General features: G+C 65.4%; 16 protein-coding genes. 6 read left to right on the top strand and 10 right to left on the bottom strand.

Annotated elements, in window-relative coordinates; translation table 11 throughout:
* Position 1: 1 nt before the first annotated feature.
* Together IEV64_RS03770 and IEV64_RS03765 are read right to left on the bottom strand one after the other, a co-directional pair.
* Positions 2–961, bottom strand: coding sequence for an ABC transporter permease (locus tag IEV64_RS03770; protein ID WP_004967165.1), 960 nt, complete (start codon positions 959–961; stop codon positions 2–4).
* 75 nt (positions 962–1,036) lie between these two features.
* Positions 1,037–2,788: an ABC transporter substrate-binding protein gene (locus tag IEV64_RS03765; protein WP_007275955.1), complete on the bottom strand. Its 1,752-nt coding sequence runs from the start codon at positions 2,786–2,788 to the stop codon at positions 1,037–1,039.
* Positions 2,789–2,973: 185 nt separating this feature from the next.
* Here IEV64_RS03765 and IEV64_RS03760 point away from each other — a divergent pair, with 185 nt between their 5' ends.
* The 3 genes from IEV64_RS03760 to IEV64_RS03750 all read left to right on the top strand — a co-directional run bounded on the left by IEV64_RS03760 (position 2,974) and on the right by IEV64_RS03750 (position 7,066).
* Positions 2,974–4,236, top strand: coding sequence for an amidohydrolase (locus IEV64_RS03760; RefSeq protein WP_188423181.1), 1,263 nt, complete (start codon positions 2,974–2,976; stop codon positions 4,234–4,236).
* Between the two features lie 129 nt (positions 4,237–4,365).
* Complete coding sequence (locus tag IEV64_RS03755) at positions 4,366–5,622, top strand: M20 family metallo-hydrolase (RefSeq protein WP_188423180.1); 1,257 nt, start codon at positions 4,366–4,368, stop codon at positions 5,620–5,622.
* Between the two features lie 625 nt (positions 5,623–6,247).
* A complete protein-coding gene (locus tag IEV64_RS03750) occupies positions 6,248–7,066 on the top strand; it encodes an IclR family transcriptional regulator (RefSeq protein WP_007275907.1) in 819 nt (272 codons plus the stop codon).
* 602 nt (positions 7,067–7,668) lie between these two features.
* Here IEV64_RS03750 and IEV64_RS03745 read toward each other — a convergent pair.
* Positions 7,669–8,538 (bottom strand): class 1 fructose-bisphosphatase, encoded by an 870-nt coding sequence (locus IEV64_RS03745; RefSeq protein WP_007275908.1) that lies wholly within the window; start codon positions 8,536–8,538, stop codon positions 7,669–7,671.
* A 957-nt stretch (positions 8,539–9,495) separates the two neighbouring features.
* Positions 9,496–10,662 carry a Cdc6/Cdc18 family protein gene (locus IEV64_RS03740; RefSeq protein WP_188423179.1) on the bottom strand — a complete coding sequence of 389 codons (1,167 nt, stop codon included), beginning with the start codon at positions 10,660–10,662 and terminating at the stop codon, positions 9,496–9,498.
* Positions 10,663–11,146: 484 nt separating this feature from the next.
* Here IEV64_RS03740 and IEV64_RS03735 point away from each other — a divergent pair, with 484 nt between their 5' ends.
* Both IEV64_RS03735 and IEV64_RS03730 read left to right on the top strand, forming a co-directional pair.
* Entirely contained in the window at positions 11,147–11,380 is a 234-nt protein-coding gene (locus IEV64_RS03735; RefSeq protein ID WP_004967158.1) for a DUF2249 domain-containing protein, read from the top strand.
* A 111-nt stretch (positions 11,381–11,491) separates the two neighbouring features.
* Positions 11,492–12,832, top strand: a complete 1,341-nt coding sequence (locus IEV64_RS03730; RefSeq protein ID WP_188423178.1) for a hypothetical protein — start codon at positions 11,492–11,494, stop codon at positions 12,830–12,832.
* 32 nt (positions 12,833–12,864) lie between these two features.
* Here IEV64_RS03730 and IEV64_RS03725 read toward each other — a convergent pair whose 3' ends face one another.
* Positions 12,865–13,164 carry a DUF8011 family protein gene (locus IEV64_RS03725; RefSeq protein ID WP_007275912.1) on the bottom strand — a complete coding sequence of 100 codons (300 nt, stop codon included), beginning with the start codon at positions 13,162–13,164 and terminating at the stop codon, positions 12,865–12,867.
* A gap of 123 nt (positions 13,165–13,287) precedes the next feature.
* Here IEV64_RS03725 and IEV64_RS03720 point away from each other — a divergent pair, with 123 nt between their 5' ends.
* The gene (locus tag IEV64_RS03720; protein ID WP_188423177.1) at positions 13,288–13,593 is read left to right on the top strand and encodes a cupin domain-containing protein; all 306 of its coding nucleotides are present in this window, start codon (positions 13,288–13,290) and stop codon (positions 13,591–13,593) included.
* Positions 13,594–13,626: 33 nt separating this feature from the next.
* Here the strand turns inward: IEV64_RS03720 and IEV64_RS03715 are convergent, their stop codons facing one another.
* From IEV64_RS03715 to IEV64_RS20035, 5 genes are all read right to left on the bottom strand, one after another.
* Positions 13,627–14,241, bottom strand: coding sequence for a DUF7998 family protein (locus IEV64_RS03715; RefSeq protein WP_188423176.1), 615 nt, complete (start codon positions 14,239–14,241; stop codon positions 13,627–13,629).
* Positions 14,242–14,450: 209 nt separating this feature from the next.
* Complete coding sequence (locus IEV64_RS03710) at positions 14,451–15,035, bottom strand: hypothetical protein (protein ID WP_007275915.1); 585 nt, start codon at positions 15,033–15,035, stop codon at positions 14,451–14,453.
* A 212-nt stretch (positions 15,036–15,247) separates the two neighbouring features.
* Positions 15,248–15,568: a DUF5789 family protein gene (locus tag IEV64_RS03705; RefSeq protein ID WP_049920629.1), complete on the bottom strand. Its 321-nt coding sequence runs from the start codon at positions 15,566–15,568 to the stop codon at positions 15,248–15,250.
* Positions 15,569–15,670: 102 nt separating this feature from the next.
* Positions 15,671–16,750 carry a copper-containing nitrite reductase gene (gene nirK, locus IEV64_RS03700; RefSeq protein ID WP_188423175.1) on the bottom strand — a complete coding sequence of 360 codons (1,080 nt, stop codon included), beginning with the start codon at positions 16,748–16,750 and terminating at the stop codon, positions 15,671–15,673.
* 168 nt (positions 16,751–16,918) lie between these two features.
* Positions 16,919–17,071 (bottom strand): HVO_2142 family zinc finger protein, encoded by a 153-nt coding sequence (locus tag IEV64_RS20035; protein ID WP_157575444.1) that lies wholly within the window; start codon positions 17,069–17,071, stop codon positions 16,919–16,921.
* Between the last annotated feature and the right edge of the window lie 39 nt (positions 17,072–17,110).

Here is a 17,110-nt window from a genome sequence, read left to right as displayed (position 1 = left end):
GTTAGTTTCCATCGTGTCTGATGCGGGGGTCGAGGTAGGCGTACAGCACGTCCACCGCGAGGTTCGCGAAGACGAACACGCTCGCGATGAACAGGATGAGCGCCTGGATGATGCGGTAGTCGCGACGGTCGATGGCCAGTATCAGGAGCTTCCCGATACCGGGGAGGTTGAACACCGTCTCGGTCAGAATCGCGCCGTTCATGAGTTGGCCGAGTCCGACGCCGATGACCGTCACGACGGGGATGAGCGCGTTCTTCGAGGCGTCCTTGAGGACGATTTCGCGCGCGCCGATGCCCATCGCACGGGCGGTCTTGACGTAGTCCTGACTGAGCGTGTCCAGCATCTCCGAGCGCATCATCCGGGCGATGAGCGCGGAGTAGGCCGTCCCGAGCGTGATGACCGGGAGGAACAACTGCTGGAGGTTCGCCACCGGGTCGACCCACGGCGGCGTCCAGCCGCCGGTCGCCCACGGGAACGAAAACTGCACCGCGAAGATCATGATGAGGATGATGCCCAGCCAGAAGTCGGGAATCGAGATGCCCGACAGCGCGGCGATGCGCGCGGCGTGGTCAGCGGGCTTGTCCTTGCGGACGGCGCTGATGATGCCCGCCGGGATGGCGATGAGCACGGCCGTAATCATGCTGAGAATCGACAGCTCGACCGTCAGCGGGATGCGCTCGACGATGATGTCTGTCACGGGCGTCCCCTGTTGGACCGTCCACGACACGCCGAAGTCGCCTTGTAGCGCGTCGAACACCCACATGCCGTACTGGACGTACAGCGGGCGGTTGAGCCCCATCTCCAGGCGAATCTGTCTGACGAGCTCTTCGTTGCTGAGCGGGCCGAGCATCACCCGGACCGGCCCGCCCGGCGCGAGGTGAACGAGTGCGAAGACGACGACGCTCACCCCGAGGAGGACGGGAATGCTCAACAGCAGGCGCTTGAGGACGAACCGGGACATGCTCACGGCTGAGTCACCTCCTCGGTCGCCGCCGGCGGTCGACGAGTCCGACGCGAACGCGTGTGCATCGGCTCCTCACTCACCCTTCGAGACGAAGCGGTAGTTGTCCTGGAACGTGCCCACCTCGTAGTCGTTGATGGCGTTGCGCCACGCTTCGAGCTTGTTCACGTAGGCGATGTCGATCTGAATGCCGTGTTCGACGAGGTACTCCTCCAGTTCCCAGACGATTTCCTTCTGTTCTTGTTCGTCCGTCGACGCCTGCGCCTCGCGGAGCTTCGAGACGTACCACTCGTGGCCGTTCGAGAAGTCGCCCTCGGCGTCTTCGGGCGCGGCGGGGCCGCTCGGCGCGTAGATGTCTTCGAGGTCGTCCGACGGGTGGTGCCAGTTGTTGTGGTTGTGGTTGTTGTCGGCGTAGCCGGCGTCGAGCCACGACGTGGCGACCGGAATCGACTGCGCCCAGTCTTCCATCGCGGCGTGCCACGTGTCCGTGCTGTACACCTGGTTGAGGAGCGTGGACTTGTCGACGGCGGTGACGGTGGCTTCGATGCCGATTTTCGACAGCTGGTTCTGGATGACGACGGCCTCGTCTTTGAACCACGACCCCTTCGTGGCGATGATGTCCATCTCGAAGCCGTCGGGGTTGCCCGCGAGTTCGAGTTCCTTTTTCGCCTTCTCGGGGTCGTACATCTGCATCTCCTTGAGCTTCGGCGAGGTCCAGTCGCTGTCTGGGTACCACGGTCCCTTCTGGACCGCGCCCTGTCCGTAGAACACCTCGTCGAGAATCTCCTCGCGGTCGATGCCGAACAGGACCGCGCGGCGGTTGTGCCGGTTGCTCATCGGGTTGCCCTCGGACTCCATCAGGTTCACGTACAGCACCTGCGTGAAGTTGCCGGGGACGGACTCGGTCGTGATGTCCGGCTGACTGCTGAGGCCGTCGAAGTCCTTCGGGGGGACCTTGTCGGTCAGGTCGAGTTGGCCCGAACGGAGGTTCGCGAGGCGCGTGGAGTCCTCGCCGATGAAGTCGAATCTGAACTCGTCGACGGCGGGCGCGCCCTCCTTCCAGTAGTCCTCGTTCTTCTCGAGGAGGACGTGACTGCCGCTTTTCCACTCGACGAATTTGAACGCGCCGGTGCCCGCGCCGGAGGGGTCCTGCGTGAGGTCGGTCGCGAGGCCGCTCGGTCCTTTGCCCTCCGAGGTGTCGCCGCGGGAGCCCTCGGGGACGATGCCCTCCAGTCCGCGCGTGAGCCACCAGTTGAGCGTCCCGAACGGCTGGGAGAGGTTGAGCCGGAGCGTCCGGTCGCCGACGATTTCGGTGTCCTCGACGAACGGGAGGCGGCTCTTGACCGGCGAGTTGTTGTCGGGGTTGAGAATCCAGTCGACGGAGTACTTGAAGTCCTCGACGGTCACCTCGTCGCCGTTGTGGAACGTGACGCCCTCGCGGAGCGTGTACTCGAACGCGGTCCCGCCGTCGACGGGGTCGGGAACCTCGGTCACGAGGCCGGGCTGGAGTTCGGAGTCGGGGGTCAGCTCGATGACCTCGTCGTAGATGAGGCCGCCGATGGTGCTGGTCGCGGTGTCCGTCCAGAGCGCGGGGTCGAAGTTCCACGGCTCCGCGGCGAGCGCGACGTTGACGCGGACGGTCTCTCCCGAGTTACCCGACGAACTGCTGTCGGTGCTTCCACCGCTCGTTTCGGTCCCGTCGGAGCCGCCGGAGCCACCGGAGTCACCGCCGGTACAGCCCGCGAAGCCAGCCGCGCCGACCGCACTCGCGGCCGCGATAAATTGCCGTCTGTCCATGTTTATCTCGGTAATGTTGTCGTCTGCCATTGTTTTGTTGAGCTACGTACACACCCTTGTAGCGGTACGCGTGATACCTTAGCTCATGAAACACCGTTATTTATAGCTTTGCCAAACTCTCACAAACTTGGCACTAATCTGCACTATAGACCGGTCGGGTTCGTTGTGCTACCGCTTCCCAAACAGTTTAAGCGGGTGGTTGCAATATCGGCTTCATGGCGTACGCCAGCACGCTCTCCCTGCGAGAGTTACGACAGGACCTTCACGCCCATCCGGAGTCCGGATGGAAGGAGTTCCGCACGACCGCACTCATCGCCGCCGCGCTCGACGACCGCGAGTTCACGCTCCACCTCGGTTCCGACGCCGTCGCCGAAGACGAGCGACTGGGCGTCCCCGACGACGACGCGGTCGCGGCCGCAGTCGAACGCGCACGCGAGGAGGGCGCACCCGATGCCTACCTCGACCGGATGGACGGCGTCACGGGTCTCGTCGCCGAGAAGCGCTTCGGCGACGGGCCGACCGTCGGCGTCCGCGTCGACATGGACGCCCTCGAACGCACCGAGTCGAGCGACGAGGAACACCGCCCCGCGAAACTGGGCTTCGCGAGCACGCACCCCAACGAAATGCACGCGTGCGGCCACGACGGCCACACCGCTATCGGCCTCGGTATCGCCCGCGACATCGACGACGACGGCGGGTTCGACGGCACGCTCCGGCTGTTCTTCCAGCCCGCCGAGGAGGGCGGCCGCGGCGGCAAGCCGATGAGCGAGACCGACCTGCTCTCCGACATCGACTACTTCCTCGCGCTCCACCTCGGCCTCGGCAACCCCACGGGAACCGTCATCGGCGCCTACGAGAACCCGCTTTCGAACGCGAAACTCGACGTGACCTTCGAGGGCGCGCCCAGCCACGCGGGCAACGCGCCCAACGAGGGGCGCAACGCGCTCCACGCGGCGACCGCCGCGGTCCAGAACCTCTACGGGATTCCGCGCCACGCCGACGGCGCGACCCGCATCAACGTCGGGAAGTTCGAGTCGCCCAACCCGCAGAACATCATCGCGGAAGAGGCGAGCCTCCGCGTCGAGGTCCGCGGCGGGACCGCCGACCTCAACGAGTACATGCTCGACAAGGCCCGGCGCGTGCTCGACCACGCCGCGGGCATGCACGACGTGTCGGTCGAGACGGGCCTGTACGGGAAGACGGCGACGTTCACGGCCGACGACGAGATGATAGAGGCCGTCCTCGCGTCGGCGGCCGACCTCGACGACGTGACCGAGACGGTCCCGCGACTCGACATCGGCGGGAGCGAAGACGCCTCCTATCTCATCCGGCGGGTTCAGGAACACGGCGGGAAGGCGACCTACGTCGGCATCGGCGCGAGCAACGAGTTCGGCCACCACACCTCGCGGTTCGACATCGACGAGGACGCTCTCGACATCGGCGTCGACGTGGTGTGTCAGACGATTCGAACGCTCTAACGCGGCGGTTCGACCCGGCTGTTCGACCCCGACCAGCCGCGCGTCTCGCCCGTCGTCGCCGCCGTCGACCCGTAGAATCTGCCACGAACACACACAATTATTGCACATCGTTTGCGAGTTGAGCCGCATATGCAGGCCTCCCAGCAACGACTCCGCGAGGACATCGAAGCGAACGCCCGCTTCGGCGACATCGACGCGCCGGCGGGACGCGGCCGCACCGTCCTGACCGGGAGCGACGCCGACCGCCGCGCCCGTCAATATTTCGTCGAGCGACTGCGCGACGCCGGCCTCTCGGTCCGCGTCGACGCCGTGGGCAACGTCGCCGGCCGGTGGGTTCCCGAGGGGGCCGACCCCGACGCGGCCCCCGTCGCCGCCGGCAGTCACCTCGACTCGGTCCCCGAAGGCGGCATCTTCGACGGTCCGCTCGGCGTCTACGCGGCGCTCGAAGCCGTTCGGACGCTCCAAGAACGACAGGCAGACCTCGCGCTCGACCGCCCCATCGACGTCGTCTCGTTCACCGAGGAGGAGGGCGCGCGCTTCTCGCACGGCCTGCTCGGGTCGTCCGTGGCGACGGGCGCGCGGGACGCCGACGACGCGCTCGCGTTCCGCGACGCCGACGGGACGACCCTCGAAGCCCACCTCGACGCCATCGACTTCCGCGGGACCGACACCATCGACGCCGAAGAGTGGGACGCGTGGGCCGAACTCCACATCGAACAGGGGACCGTACTGGAGTCCGCGGGCGCGTCGGTCGGCGTCGTCGACGCCATCACCGGCATCACGACCTGCGCGGCCGACATCGTCGGCGAGGCCGACCACGCGGGCGCGACGCCGATGGACGAGCGCCGCGACGCGCTGGTCGCCGCCAGCGAGTTCGTCGTGGAGTTCCGGGCCGCGGCCGACGACGTGGCGCAGAACCGGAGTCCGACCGCCGTGGGGACCGTCGGCCAGTTCGACGTGGCCCCGAACGCGCGCAACATCGTCCCCGGGGAAGTCAGCCTGCAGATGGACATCCGCGACGTGGACTACGGCGCGATGGACGCCATCGCCGAGCGGGCCGACGCGGCGCTCGACGGACTCGAAGCCGCGCATCCGGTCGAGACGGACTTCGACCGCTACCGCGACCAGCGCCCGAGTCAGATGGCCGACGACTGCGTCGACGCCGCCTTCGACGCCGCCGCGGCCGGGGATATCGACGCGAAACGGATGCACTCCGCGGCGATGCATGATACTGCAAATGTTGCCAGCGTCACCGATGCCGTGCTCCTGTTCGCCCCGTCGGCGGACGGCCTCTCGCATAACCCCCGCGAATGGACCGACTGGGCGGACTGTGCGACCGCGGCGACGGTTCTCGCGGGGACGCTCGCTCGCCTCGCCGGCGCGTGAGTCGCGGTGGGCGGCCTGCCGCTCTCCGACCCGCCTCAGCTGAGTGGCGGTGACATACTGCCATGGTCGCGACTCTTCTGTGGTGTTCCTCGCGGTCGCGCCGGTAGTTTCGATATGTGACACCCCTCCTCGACGGGAACTCCTGTCGTGGCTTCGGCCGCGTTCCCCGATGTGATAGCCACGCTCGGGCGCTGGGTATCGTTTTTGTAGACAACTGCCCCTCACCGGCCGAGCGCTCGCCCGCCAGCTATCGGCTCTTTCTGGGAGAACTGAGCGCTCTACCGCCCCGTTTCGATATGTTGTCAGTAAATACAACGGCTTAGACATCGGCTCGCGGTGAGAACCGAACCAAAACCGGCGAGATAGCAGAAGACTGGGAGAGAAGCGATTCCACACATCTGACAGCGATGGGTTCGAGAGGGCTGGGCGTCGCTTCCACCGCGTTACGCGTGACGCGCTCGTTCGCGCGCATCACGGAGACCGGTCGTCTCGCGGGCGCGCCGCCTGTTGGACAATCATCGAGCGATATCGGCTCAGCTCGACGGTCTCGACAGCGATTTCACTCCCACGTTTTGATTGCAAGATATTCGGAACAGCTATGCCACCGGATAGACGTTCTCGTAGCATGCCCGAGAACCCCAACACCGATGCCCCGTCCCGGACCCTCAGCACGGTGGACACGGCGGTCAGCGTCGTCAGGGCGCTCGAGGAGTTAGACGGTGCGCGCGTCGCCGAGTTGGTCGACTACCTGGGCCTCTCGAAATCTACGGTGTACAACCATCTGGCGACCCTGCGGAAGAACAACCTCGTCGCCAAGGACGGCGACAGCTACCACCTCAGCCTCCAGTTCCTGCTTCTGGGCGAGTACGTTCGCAACCAGCAGATACTCTACCAAGTCGGCAAGGAGGAAGTCGAGGCGCTCGCCGAGAAGACCGGCGAGTACGCCCACCTCTCGACCGAACAGCACGGCCTGCGCATCAGCCTGCTCAAGGTGCGCGGCGAGCGCGCCGTCGGGAGCCAGTACCAGCGGTCGAAGATTCAGCGCCCGGACAACCTCCACGCGTCGTCGACCGGCAAGGCCATCCTCGCGTTCCTCCCGCGCAGTCGGGTCGAGGAAATCGTCGACCAACACGGCCTGCCGGCGAAGACCGCCGCGACCATCACCGACCGCGACGCGCTGTTCGACGAGCTCGACCAGATACGCGAGCGGGGGTACGCCTGCAACGACGAGGAGGAAATCGAAGGCCTCCGCGCGGTCGGCGCGCCGATACGCGACCGCAACGGCACCGTCCTCGGCGCGCTGAGCGTGTCCGGCCCGACGAGTCGAATCAAAGGCGAGCAGTTCCGCGACACCATCCCCGAGATGGTCACGAGCACGGCCAACATCATCGAGGTGAACATGAACATGGCCGCGCGGAGTTCGAACAACGGGCGCTTCGACTGAGCCGCCCGGCCGGTTTCCATGACAGGGGTACGCGTGTAATCCTTCTCGGGCACTCGCACTCGCCGGCGTCCGATGTCCATCCGACCAGTTCGGCGTGTCGAGGCCGATACGCCGCGCTCCGACTGTGGGAACGTACTCGGCTCTGTCCGTCTCGAAACACATATCAAAAATGAAAACTGAATGGGATAGTATCGAATATCAAACTGTTTTGGAGTCGTTGACTCGATAGCGCGTCTCTGATGACGAAACCGGCGATAACCAGCGGTAGTACGCAGTTTCGTGCGCTCTAACTGCGCATGTCGGCTGACCGACTTCGATGTGCGATTCTATTCCCGTCTGTCTCAGATAATTCAGAGTTAGCACGCTTGAGGCTTGTAGACCGACAATCGGATGATGAGAACAGAGCCGTTCACAGACCGTGCCTGACGTTCGGGAATCGAAACGTGTCCGATACCGATTCATTTTTTCTACTTGTCAGTATGTCTCGTTCGCGCCGAGTCGAACGCGGCCCTCACGCGGCGATTGACGAGCGGTCGGCTCGCCGACTGCGTTCGGTCGCCTCGGAACGCGTGGCTCGTCATCACGCCACCGAGGGCGGTCCGTCACTTCAGTCGCGCTTCCAACGACTCGACGAGCGAATCGTTGCCGATGTAGACCGGCACGCGGTCGTGGACGCCCTCGGGCGTCCCCGAGAGGAGCGACTTCTCGCCGTCGGACGACCGCCCGCCCGCGCACTCGATGATGTAGCCGATGGGGAAGCCCTCGAACTGCTGGCGGAGCTTCCCGCCCGGCGCGTCGGTCTGTGCGGGATACGCGAAGACGCCGCCGTAGTGGAGGATCTGGTTCACGTCGCCGATCATCGACCCGCCGTAGCGGAGCTTCATCCCCTCGGTCCGTTCGGTCTCGCGGGCGAACGCCTCGAACTCGTCGAACCAGCGGTTGACGCGGCCGCCGAAGCTGAAGATGGCCGGGTCGTCGGGGAGCGTCAACTCCTCGCGGAGCGGGCGCTTGATGCCCGATTCGAGGATGTACTCGCTGACGACGCCGTCGCGGGCGGCCACGAGCGTCGTCACCGGGCCGTAGAGGATGTAGCCCGCGGCGAGCAGGTTCTCGCCGCCCGTGGGGAGCGGTTCGTCGTAGACGCTGTAGAGCGTCCCCATCACGTTGTTCGGCTTCAGGTTCGTCGACCCGTCCAGCGGGTCGAGCGCGACCGACACGCCCTCGCCGACGTCGATGACGTCGGAGCGCTCCTCGCTGGCGTACTCGCCGACGCCGTCGAGGGGGCGAAGCCGCTTCAACAGCAGTTCGTCGGCGTAGGTGTCGGCTTCCAGTTGACGCTCGCCGCTCGGGTTCGTCCCCTCCTCGTAGACGCGCCGGCCGGGCAGTCCCGCCCGAATCGAGGGCGCGGCCGCACAGAGCGTCTCGACGACGGCGTCGACTACGTCGTCTTCCCGACTCGATGCGTCTGTCATGCGGTCGATACACCCCGCGGAGTCGCGGGCGCGCCGAAGCGGTTCGACGGAGCGCCGACGGGCGGTGCACGGACGGGCGTCGGGGTGGTCGTCATTACCTACTGGTCCCGTGGACGAAGTATAGTTCTGTCCCCGCGCGTAAGCGTTGCACGACGCCGACGACGGAGTTGGCGGCGGGTTTTCGACTCCGACTCTGTTGATGCCTTCGCTGGTGGCGGTTGTTGGATTCGTGCTGAATACAGGCGCGAGTCGGTTATCGGTTCAGCACTCAATATGGCCAGCTCAAATCGCTACGTACAGAAGAACCTCTTTTCGCCTCGGGTTTCCTCGCTTCGCTGCGGGAACCGCTCGGCGAAACCCCGCTCATGCCAAAAAGCCGGTCTCGATTCGCTCGACCGCTGAATCGTTTCACTACCGGGTCCTTCGGACCTCTCGTTCGCGCGAATGCTTTTCGTTCACTACGCACGCGCCACCGAACGGTTAGTTCAGCGTCGGTACGATGGAATAACGAGGCCCCCGTGAGAGCTACACCGTCTGTCTGTTTCACACTCTTTTTGACAGAGTTTCCAGTCATCGGTTGAAACTGACGGCTCTAGTGATGCACCAACGCCGGGGCAAGGACCATCACGCATCTGTTAGAGAGAACAGATAGAGAAACAGGAGAATCGAACTGCCAAACGTCAATGCGCCGTACAGAGGCAGAGACTTCCACGAGGCGGTTCGGCTGAACCGATTCGACACGAGAGTTCCGACTGCTGACAGTCCCAGAAGGCCATACACGACCGGCAGTCCCTCTAACGAGAGATAGCCGCCGATAACCTCCACAGCAATCATTGTCGAAAGGAGTCCACAACAGAGAGCGAGGATGCCAGCGGTGGACCGTCGGTTACTAGTCAGTCCCATGCTGAGTTGTGACACCCAGTTGTACTATATTCTTTGTCGATAAGTGGAAACGGATTACTGAGCGGCGAACAGCCGTTCGAACACGACCGTCGGGAACTGCGGTTCGAGTCGGCTCGGCGGCCGCCCCTTCCGGTCGACGCGCTCCGCCGTGACTCGGCGGGTGATGCCGTCTTCGGCGAGTTCGTAGAGGATTCGCTTGACCGTCGTCGCCGAGAGGTCGACCGATTTGGCGATGTGCTGGCTCGCCGCCTGTACCGACTCCTGTTGGTCGGGGCGCAACGCGAGGAGTTCGTGGAGCACCTGCTGGCGGTTCTCCGGGAGCGCGAGCACGCGGCCGAGCGAGACGCAGGGTTGGGGGACCGCGGCGATGCCCGCGGCGACGTCGGCGGCCGTGATGCTCCGGTGTCTGTTGCGGACCGCCTCGTCGGCCGCGCCGAACAGCGCCGCGAGCGCGTCGTGGGCGTCGCCGTCGGCCCACTCGGCGATGTCGCGGGCGAGGCGGTGGTCGAGCGTCCGCCGCGAGCCGGCCGCCGCCGCCCGCGTCATCAACACGTCGATGAGCACCTGACTCTGATAGGGCTCGAACTGGACCTCGTCGGCCGTGTAGTCGGTCAGCACCGTCTCGCCGGGCGGCGCGCGCCCGATGGCCAGCCAACTGACCTTGCTCGGAAGTCCGGCACAGAGGTCGACGAACGCCTCGCCGTCGAGCGTCCCCGGCTCTCCGAGATGGTCGACGGCGACGACGGCACCCGTTTGGGGGGCGTCGAGCGTCGCTTTGAGCCGCGACTGGAGCGCCTCCGTCTTGATGCCCTGCTTCGGCACCGACTCGTCGACGAGCGCGTCGAGCACGGCGTGGTAGAACGCGAACGCGCTCGTCGTCTCGCGCGCGTCGACGTAGACGAACCGCGGCGCGAACGTCGCCTGCACGCGGGTCGTCGTGTGGATGGCGGCGTTGCTGACGCTCGACGCGCGGACGAGGTGGTCGAAAAGCGCCGTTACGACCGCCGACTTCCCCGACCCCTTCGGGCCGTAGACGTAGGCGTTCGGCGGGAGATGCCCGTCGAACACGGGGTCGAGGTAGTCGAGCAGTCGCTCCAGAACCGGCCCGCAGTTCACCGGGTCGTCGGTGTGTGCGACCGGCGAGAGCGAGTCGTAATCGACGAGGAGGCGAGGCGTTCCGTCTCGGCGTTGCCGACGTTTAATCCTCGCTTCGATGTCCATGTCGTGGTGGTAGTTCCGAGATGAGAGTCATATGCGTTCTGACTGCTTACGGGAGCGGTGCCGAACCGACCGGCATCGGTCTGTCTGTTCCGTTCTCCTCCAATTCGTTATCGGTGATATACACTTGTCAGTAAATAACATGTTGAATGGGTATAAACATATCTTTCAGACCAGAACATCGGCAGTTCGGCTCCGGGAGCGCGCGTCGGCAGACCAGACCAGACCGTCTGTCTGTTCGTCCATTCCTGTCTGCGTAGATGCCACTCGAATCTGTGAACTCGCGATGCGTCGGGGAGTCGTGTCCCCGAGTTCTCGAACTGGCGGGCCCCGTGGCTCCCGTGGCGGTACTGGTCATCGCCGGCGACCCCCGTGGAAGCTGTATATTTACTCCCTCCCGGCGACGAGTAGTATCGATATCACCCGCCGCGCGAGCGAACGTGTTCGGGGTAACCGACTCGGCGGTCCCCCGTGAGGTAGGACACGTATGGCAGACACCATCCTCGACGTCCGCGACCTCCCGCCGGCGGAGCGCCATCCGAAGATTCACGCCGCCTTCGACGACCTCGACGCCGGCGAGTCGCTGACGATTCTCAACGACCACGACCCGAAACCGCTGTTCTACGAGATGCAAGCGGAAGTCGACGCCTTCGACGCCGACAACTACGCGGTCGAGAAGCAGGGCCCGAACGAGTTCGCGGCGACCTTCCCGAAGCGGTAGCGTCGCGGCCGCGGGTCGTGACCGCGGTGCCGACCCGGCTCCTCCGTTTCTCCATCCTCGGCGAATATGTTCGGCGTCACCGGTAGGACTTCGCGCCGCGCTAGTCCGCGTATGAGCGCCATTCCCGCCGAGGTCGACACGGCCCGACAGCCACCGATGACGATTCCGCTCCGGCACTTCGTCGTCGCGCTCGGCTTCCTCACGGCCGCGGTGGGCCTCCGAGTCGCCCTCGCCGCCGGCGTCGTCGCCGGCACCGCTCGTCTCGCGCACGTCCATCTCCTGCTCGCGGGGTGGGTCTGCGTCACCATCATGGGCGCGATGACGCAGTTCGTCCCGGTCTGGTCCGGCGTCGACCTCTACTCGCGGCGGCTCGCGACCGCTCAACTGTGGGCCGTCGGCGTCGGCCTCGGCGGCCTCGCGGCGTGTTTCCTCCTCGGCGCGTTCGCGTGGCTTCCCGTCTTCGGTGCCGCCGCGCTCCTCGGCTTCTGGACGTTCGCCTACAACGTCGCGCGCACGCTCTCCCGACTCGACGACTCCGACGTGACCGAGCGCCACTTCGGCCTCGCACTCGGCTTTCTCGCGGTCGCCACCGCGCTCGGGTTCCTGCTCGCAGTGGACTTCACGCGCCCGCTTTTCGCCGGCGTCGGCGCGACGCACGGGAGCGTCCGCGCGGCCCACGTCACGCTCGCCGTCTTCGGCGTCGTCGTGACGACCGTGGTCGGCGCGCTCTACCAACTCGCGACGATGTTCACCCAGACGAAGCTCCGCGGCGTCGACGTGTGGCTCCGGCGCGTGGAAGAAGTCGGCTACCCGCTGGGCGTCGTCGCCCTCGCCGGCGGCCGACTCGTCTCCGACCCGACGCTCGCGCGGGTCGGCGGCGCGCTCGTGACCCTCTCGCTTCTCGGCGTCGCCGCGATTCTCGCCCATCGCCTCGTCGAGTCGGCGGTCGACTGGACGCCCATGCTCACCCGGTACGCCGTCGCGGCCGTCGCGCTCGCCGGGTGGGCAGTCCTGACGCTTCCCGCGTGGCTCACGGCCCCGCTGGCCGGCGACCGCCTGTTCGGCGCGCCCGGGACCGGCTCGCTGTTCCGCCTCGGCTTCGTCGGCTTCGTCGTGCTCGGGACGCTCTACCACGTCGTCCCCTTCATCGTCTGGGTCCACCGCTACAGCGACCGCCTCGGCCTCGAACCCGTGCCGATGCTCGACGACCTCTACAGCGCTCGCCTCGCTCGCCTCGATTTGGGCCTCGTCGTCTCGGGCGTCGCCGCCGTCGTCGCGAGCGACCTCGTCGGTCTCTCGACGGCCGTCGAGACGGCGGGCTGGGCGCTCGTGCTCGTCGGTGTCGCGGCGTTCGCCGCGAACCTCCTGCGAGTCATCTGGGTCCACAGCCCGCAGTCGTTGGTCGGCGGCGCGGCCGCATCGGCCGCCGATGCGGACGACAGCGCGGACTGAGTCAGTGCGTCGGAGATGCGTCTCGAACTCTCTCACATCCCGAGCAGTTCGGGCGCGAGAAAGAGAAGTGCGAGCAGGCTCGTTAAGACGAGAATCGACGCGAGACGCAGGATGCCGGTCGCTCGTCGCCGGTTGTTCGGAAGCGATTCCGCGATTCCGGACAGGGCGATCCCGGCTATCATGAACAGGAGCCAGCCGCCAGACATGGACTGTTCCACGACGGCGTACTGCCAGTAGAGCCCCGACATGACGAGCGCGCTACAGAGCTGGACGAGTGCAAATGGGCCGCCGGAGGGCTCGCTGAACACGATTTCGTTCACGATGGAGGGCATCGAACGCGTCGACTCCCGGGAGGGAAAAATAACTCCTGCATTCGCCACCTCGTTGGCCGCGCTCTACCTCCGAACACGTTCGGCCGCAGGCTTACCGACCGCGCGGCCGACAGTTCACCCGCAATGGTAGAACACGCCGCGCTCGCCGACCTCCCGCCGGTGATGCACGCGTCCGTCTTCGAGACCGACCGCCCGAAAACCGTCAGGCTCCGCCTCGAAGCCGGCGACGAGGTGCCGGCGCACTCCCACCCCGGCTTCGACATCGTCTTTCACGTCGTCGATGGCCGGATGGAACTCACCCTCGACGGCGAGACGCACGAGGTCGCGGCGGGAGAGCTGATGCGGTTCGGCGGCGACCGCGATATCTCGCCGCGCGCGCCGGTCGACTGTAGCGCGGTGCTCGTGTTCGCGCCGACCGCCGACGACTGAACCGCAGGGCCAACCGGCGGGCGAACGCCCACCTTACTCCGGCTCGCTCGACAGCCGCTTCAGTGCCGCCTCGAACTCCTCGGACAGCGAGACCGCACCCGACTCGTCGCCGTCGCGCTCACCCGTCGGCGACCCGGTATCGGGGACCGAGTCGTCCGTCTCCGCCTGCGCGTCAGCGGGGTCCATCGCGTCGAGTTCCGCGTTGATGGCGTCGGCCTGCTGGTGCATCGGTGCGACGCGGACCCGGACGCGGTCGTAGTCGTGGCGGTCGGCGAGGCCGTTCCACGCCCGGAACGCGCCGACGGTGAGCGTCTTCGACTGCGGGCAGAACGGCGTCGTCGGCGTGAACTCCGCGAGAAGGACCGACGGGTCGTTCCGGTCCTCCGCGTAGCGGAAGCCGGCGTCCGGGTGGCGTCGGTCGAGGTTCAGCCGCGCGAGGTTGTAGCCGAACGTCACGTCGTAGACGCCCCGCGCTTCGAACAGGTCGCGGGCGACCCGGTGGACGGCGACGTGGTCGTCGCCGTCGAGGACGCGGTGGCCGTCGAGAAAGGCGTCCGAGTCGGGCAGGTGCTCGGGGACGAACTGGTCGATATCGTCGAAGCGGTCGGCCCGCGACCCGCCGCCGAACAGGGACGGAATGTCTGGCATAGTCCGAGGTAGGGTCGCCGCGGGCGTAGGCCCACCTCCGAACACGTTCGACTCACCGTTCGGGGTGCGGCGCTCCGGCGGGGTTTAGATGCAGGTCGGTGGTGCGGTTGAAATCCGTAGTCAGTGGTAGTTTGTCGAGTCCGGATAGTTTGCCGAGTCCGTGCTGAATAGCGTGCGCGAGTCGGTCGTCCGAATCAGTAGATTGAGAGCTATTCTTCGATCGTGAGTGTATAGCTCCACTCAAACGCTTCCCATGCCGTGTCCGCTCTAGCTTTCGGCACAAATGATTCGGTAAAGCGGTGTTCCTCTGCGGGAAGACAGCCCATATCTTCGGGGCGATTGCTCACCCACTTGTCCATCGTGGCCTCCAATATTTCCCGCTCCGGGTAATGCAGTACGGTGTATTCGGTCTGAATGCACTCTCCCGCATCGAGTGACTGCCATCTAAGCACGTCAGGAAGAACGAAGTGAACGAGATTCGTCTGCCAGCACCCCTCGACCGGGCGGTCCGGAATAATCTGTTCGTCTGTTCCAAAGGCGTGGTTCTGTACCTGACGGTCACTCGGAATGAGAACAAGCCATCCTTGGCCATCACTCCAAATACTGGAGTACGGCTGGATTGAGCCGAAGCCAACCGTTTGTGCTTCGGGGGAAAGGTTCTCAAATGAACTCCGAATCTGGGCAGGTGCATCGGATGAGAAATCCCGTAGCTTCTCAACGCTGAGCTGGAAGGGTTCCTTGCTGGGTTGAGAGCCTTCAGCAACCGTGATACGGGGGTAGCGCCCAGAAGCCATAGCGAATAACGACGCCCCACTCAAGTAACATCATTGACCCAATTTTGTCGATTTGGGAAGGTCTAAGCGGGCGTACTGAATCGAGTGCGCGTCTCGGTCACGGGACGGGAGGTGCTGATGGGGCGGGCTAAAGAGCGGTACAGACAGAGCGGACACGTCTCGGAACGCAAGTCACCGAAATATCGCCACGACAGAGGCCACTTCGGACGCACTCACCTCCGATTTATCAATCGCTGTATCCGGTCGCGAACGTCGTCCGCGGAGTCGTAAATTTCGTTGTCAACCGAGGCGAGCACCTCGTCGACTGGTTTCGACCCACCTTGTGTTTCGACCTCGTAGTCGCCGTAGTTCTCGACGAGTTGCTCCGTTGTGGTCGGATAGTCCTGGATTTCGAGTGCATCGTCGAGGTCCCCGAGTTGCTCGCCGGGTTTGGGTTCGTCGGCGCGGTCACGCGCCTCTTGGAGCGCTCGCTCGCGTTGGCGCTGTTCTTCGTTGGCCGCTTGCTTATCTCGGCCCTGTTTGTCGTCTGGCATCTTTGGCATTTTGAAAGCGAACGCCATAATGCTGTGGTCGCTTCAACAGAGACAGATAGAAAAACAGCGGTCAGTCGGTGAGTACCGGTCGGCCCGGTGGGACTACTGCGGGTCAGGGTCGGGGTCGAATATCTCGAGGTCCTCCGGGCCCTCGGCGCGGACGACCGCCATACAGCCCTTGCGGACGACGCGGGACAGCGAGTGGTCGACGAGCTTGAAGTCGCCGGGGACGGGCGAGCTCATCGTCGCGATGGTCGTGCTCCCCGGCGGCACCTGCCGCGTCTGGATGTGGGTCTGCGGCTCGGTCGTCAGCGACCCCTCGGGATAGAGCGTCTCCCAGACGCTCCCGATGGGGTGGAAGCTACTGGAGAGGTTCGGTCCGCCGTCGACGAAGTACAACCGGACCGTCTCGCCGGTGCCGACCGTCGCGGCCGGTCCCCGGCCGTCGGGCGTCCACGCGTACTTCTCGCCGTTCATGAGGACGTACGTCGGCTCCTCGTTCCGCATGGCCTCGTAGTCGAATGCGTGCTGGCCCTCCTCGCCGGCGTCCTTGTCGGTGTAGAGTTCGTGCTGGCCGAGGTATATCTCGTGGTCGACCTCCGGCAGTCCCTCTGGCGGCTCGACGAGGATGAGGCCGAACATCCCGGCGCTGATGTGCATGTCCATGTTCGGCACGGCGCAGTGGTAGATGTACGCGCCGGGATAGGTCGCCTTGAACCGCAGGTGCGCCGTCTCGCCGGGGTTCGTCATCGTCGCTTCCGCGCCCCCGCCGGGGCCGGCGACGGCGTGGAAGTCGACGTTGTGCGGCATGGTGTTCTCCTCGGGGTTCTCGAACGTCAGGTTCACCGTGTCTCCCTGCCGAACGCGGACGAGCGGGCCGGGCACCTGCCCGTTGTACGTCGTGTAGGTGAACGTCACGCCGTCTTCGACCTCCGCGGTCACCTCCTCCGGCCGGAGCGTCACGTCGACCTCCGCGGGCTCGCTCCGGTCGATGGGGCCCGGGATGTCCGTCGGGCCGGCCGCGACTTGGTCGACCAGGTTCGTCGAACCCTGCCGTGTCGGTTCCCCCGTCTCGTCGAGCGACTGCGCGGTCGTCGGTGCCTCGGTCGCACAGCCGGCGAGCGAGGCGGCGCCGCCGAGTCCGAGCCACTGGAGCGTCCGCCGCCGAGTCGTAGATAGCATGTTGTCTCCCTCCGGTTGAATCGAGTGCCCGGACACGGGTATAAACGGACAATGGTTGTCCGGTTTGGAGACGCGCTCCGAACATCTTCGCGAGCCGTACCACGCCGTGAGACGCCGCGAAGCGCGACCGCTATCGAGCGCGTGAATACAGAGAAGACGAACGGGGGTTCAGTCGTCGCCGACGAAACGGTCGCGGCGGTACCGACACTGCTCGCAGAAGAACTGCGCGACCCCCGCCGGCTGTGTGCCGGTGAAAGCCATTTTCGTGCCGCAGTCGGGGCACCATTCGGAGTGGGTGGTATTCGTGTGGTCTGAACTCATACCACGTACAAACGCCCGGGGTGTTATTACATTAACGAT

It is taken from the genome of Haloferax sulfurifontis (assembly GCF_014635105.1).
Classification (GTDB): domain Archaea; phylum Halobacteriota; class Halobacteria; order Halobacteriales; family Haloferacaceae; genus Haloferax; species Haloferax denitrificans.
Note: the sequence above shows the minus strand (reverse complement) of the source record. Positions and strands in the feature narration are given on the sequence as shown.

Excerpts from the sequence above, each read along its gene's own strand:
- IEV64_RS03770 (WP_004967165.1), bottom strand. The coding sequence starts at position 961 with ATGTCCCGGTTCGTCCTCAAGCGCCTGCTGTTGAGCATTCCCGTCCTC.
- IEV64_RS03765 (WP_007275955.1), bottom strand. The coding sequence starts at position 2,788 with ATGGCAGACGACAACATTACCGAGATAAACATGGACAGACGGCAATTT.
- IEV64_RS03760 (WP_188423181.1), top strand. The coding sequence starts at position 2,974 with ATGGCGTACGCCAGCACGCTCTCCCTGCGAGAGTTACGACAGGACCTT.
- IEV64_RS03755 (WP_188423180.1), top strand. The coding sequence starts at position 4,366 with ATGCAGGCCTCCCAGCAACGACTCCGCGAGGACATCGAAGCGAACGCC.
- IEV64_RS03750 (WP_007275907.1), top strand. The coding sequence starts at position 6,248 with ATGCCCGAGAACCCCAACACCGATGCCCCGTCCCGGACCCTCAGCACG.
- IEV64_RS03745 (WP_007275908.1), bottom strand. The coding sequence starts at position 8,538 with ATGACAGACGCATCGAGTCGGGAAGACGACGTAGTCGACGCCGTCGTC.
- IEV64_RS03740 (WP_188423179.1), bottom strand. The coding sequence starts at position 10,662 with ATGGACATCGAAGCGAGGATTAAACGTCGGCAACGCCGAGACGGAACG.
- IEV64_RS03735 (WP_004967158.1), top strand. The coding sequence starts at position 11,147 with ATGGCAGACACCATCCTCGACGTCCGCGACCTCCCGCCGGCGGAGCGC.
- IEV64_RS03730 (WP_188423178.1), top strand. The coding sequence starts at position 11,492 with ATGAGCGCCATTCCCGCCGAGGTCGACACGGCCCGACAGCCACCGATG.
- IEV64_RS03725 (WP_007275912.1), bottom strand. The coding sequence starts at position 13,164 with ATGCCCTCCATCGTGAACGAAATCGTGTTCAGCGAGCCCTCCGGCGGC.
- IEV64_RS03720 (WP_188423177.1), top strand. The coding sequence starts at position 13,288 with ATGGTAGAACACGCCGCGCTCGCCGACCTCCCGCCGGTGATGCACGCG.
- IEV64_RS03715 (WP_188423176.1), bottom strand. The coding sequence starts at position 14,241 with ATGCCAGACATTCCGTCCCTGTTCGGCGGCGGGTCGCGGGCCGACCGC.
- IEV64_RS03710 (WP_007275915.1), bottom strand. The coding sequence starts at position 15,035 with ATGGCTTCTGGGCGCTACCCCCGTATCACGGTTGCTGAAGGCTCTCAA.
- IEV64_RS03705 (WP_049920629.1), bottom strand. The coding sequence starts at position 15,568 with ATGCCAGACGACAAACAGGGCCGAGATAAGCAAGCGGCCAACGAAGAA.
- nirK (WP_188423175.1), bottom strand. The coding sequence starts at position 16,750 with ATGCTATCTACGACTCGGCGGCGGACGCTCCAGTGGCTCGGACTCGGC.
- IEV64_RS20035 (WP_157575444.1), bottom strand. The coding sequence starts at position 17,071 with ATGAGTTCAGACCACACGAATACCACCCACTCCGAATGGTGCCCCGAC.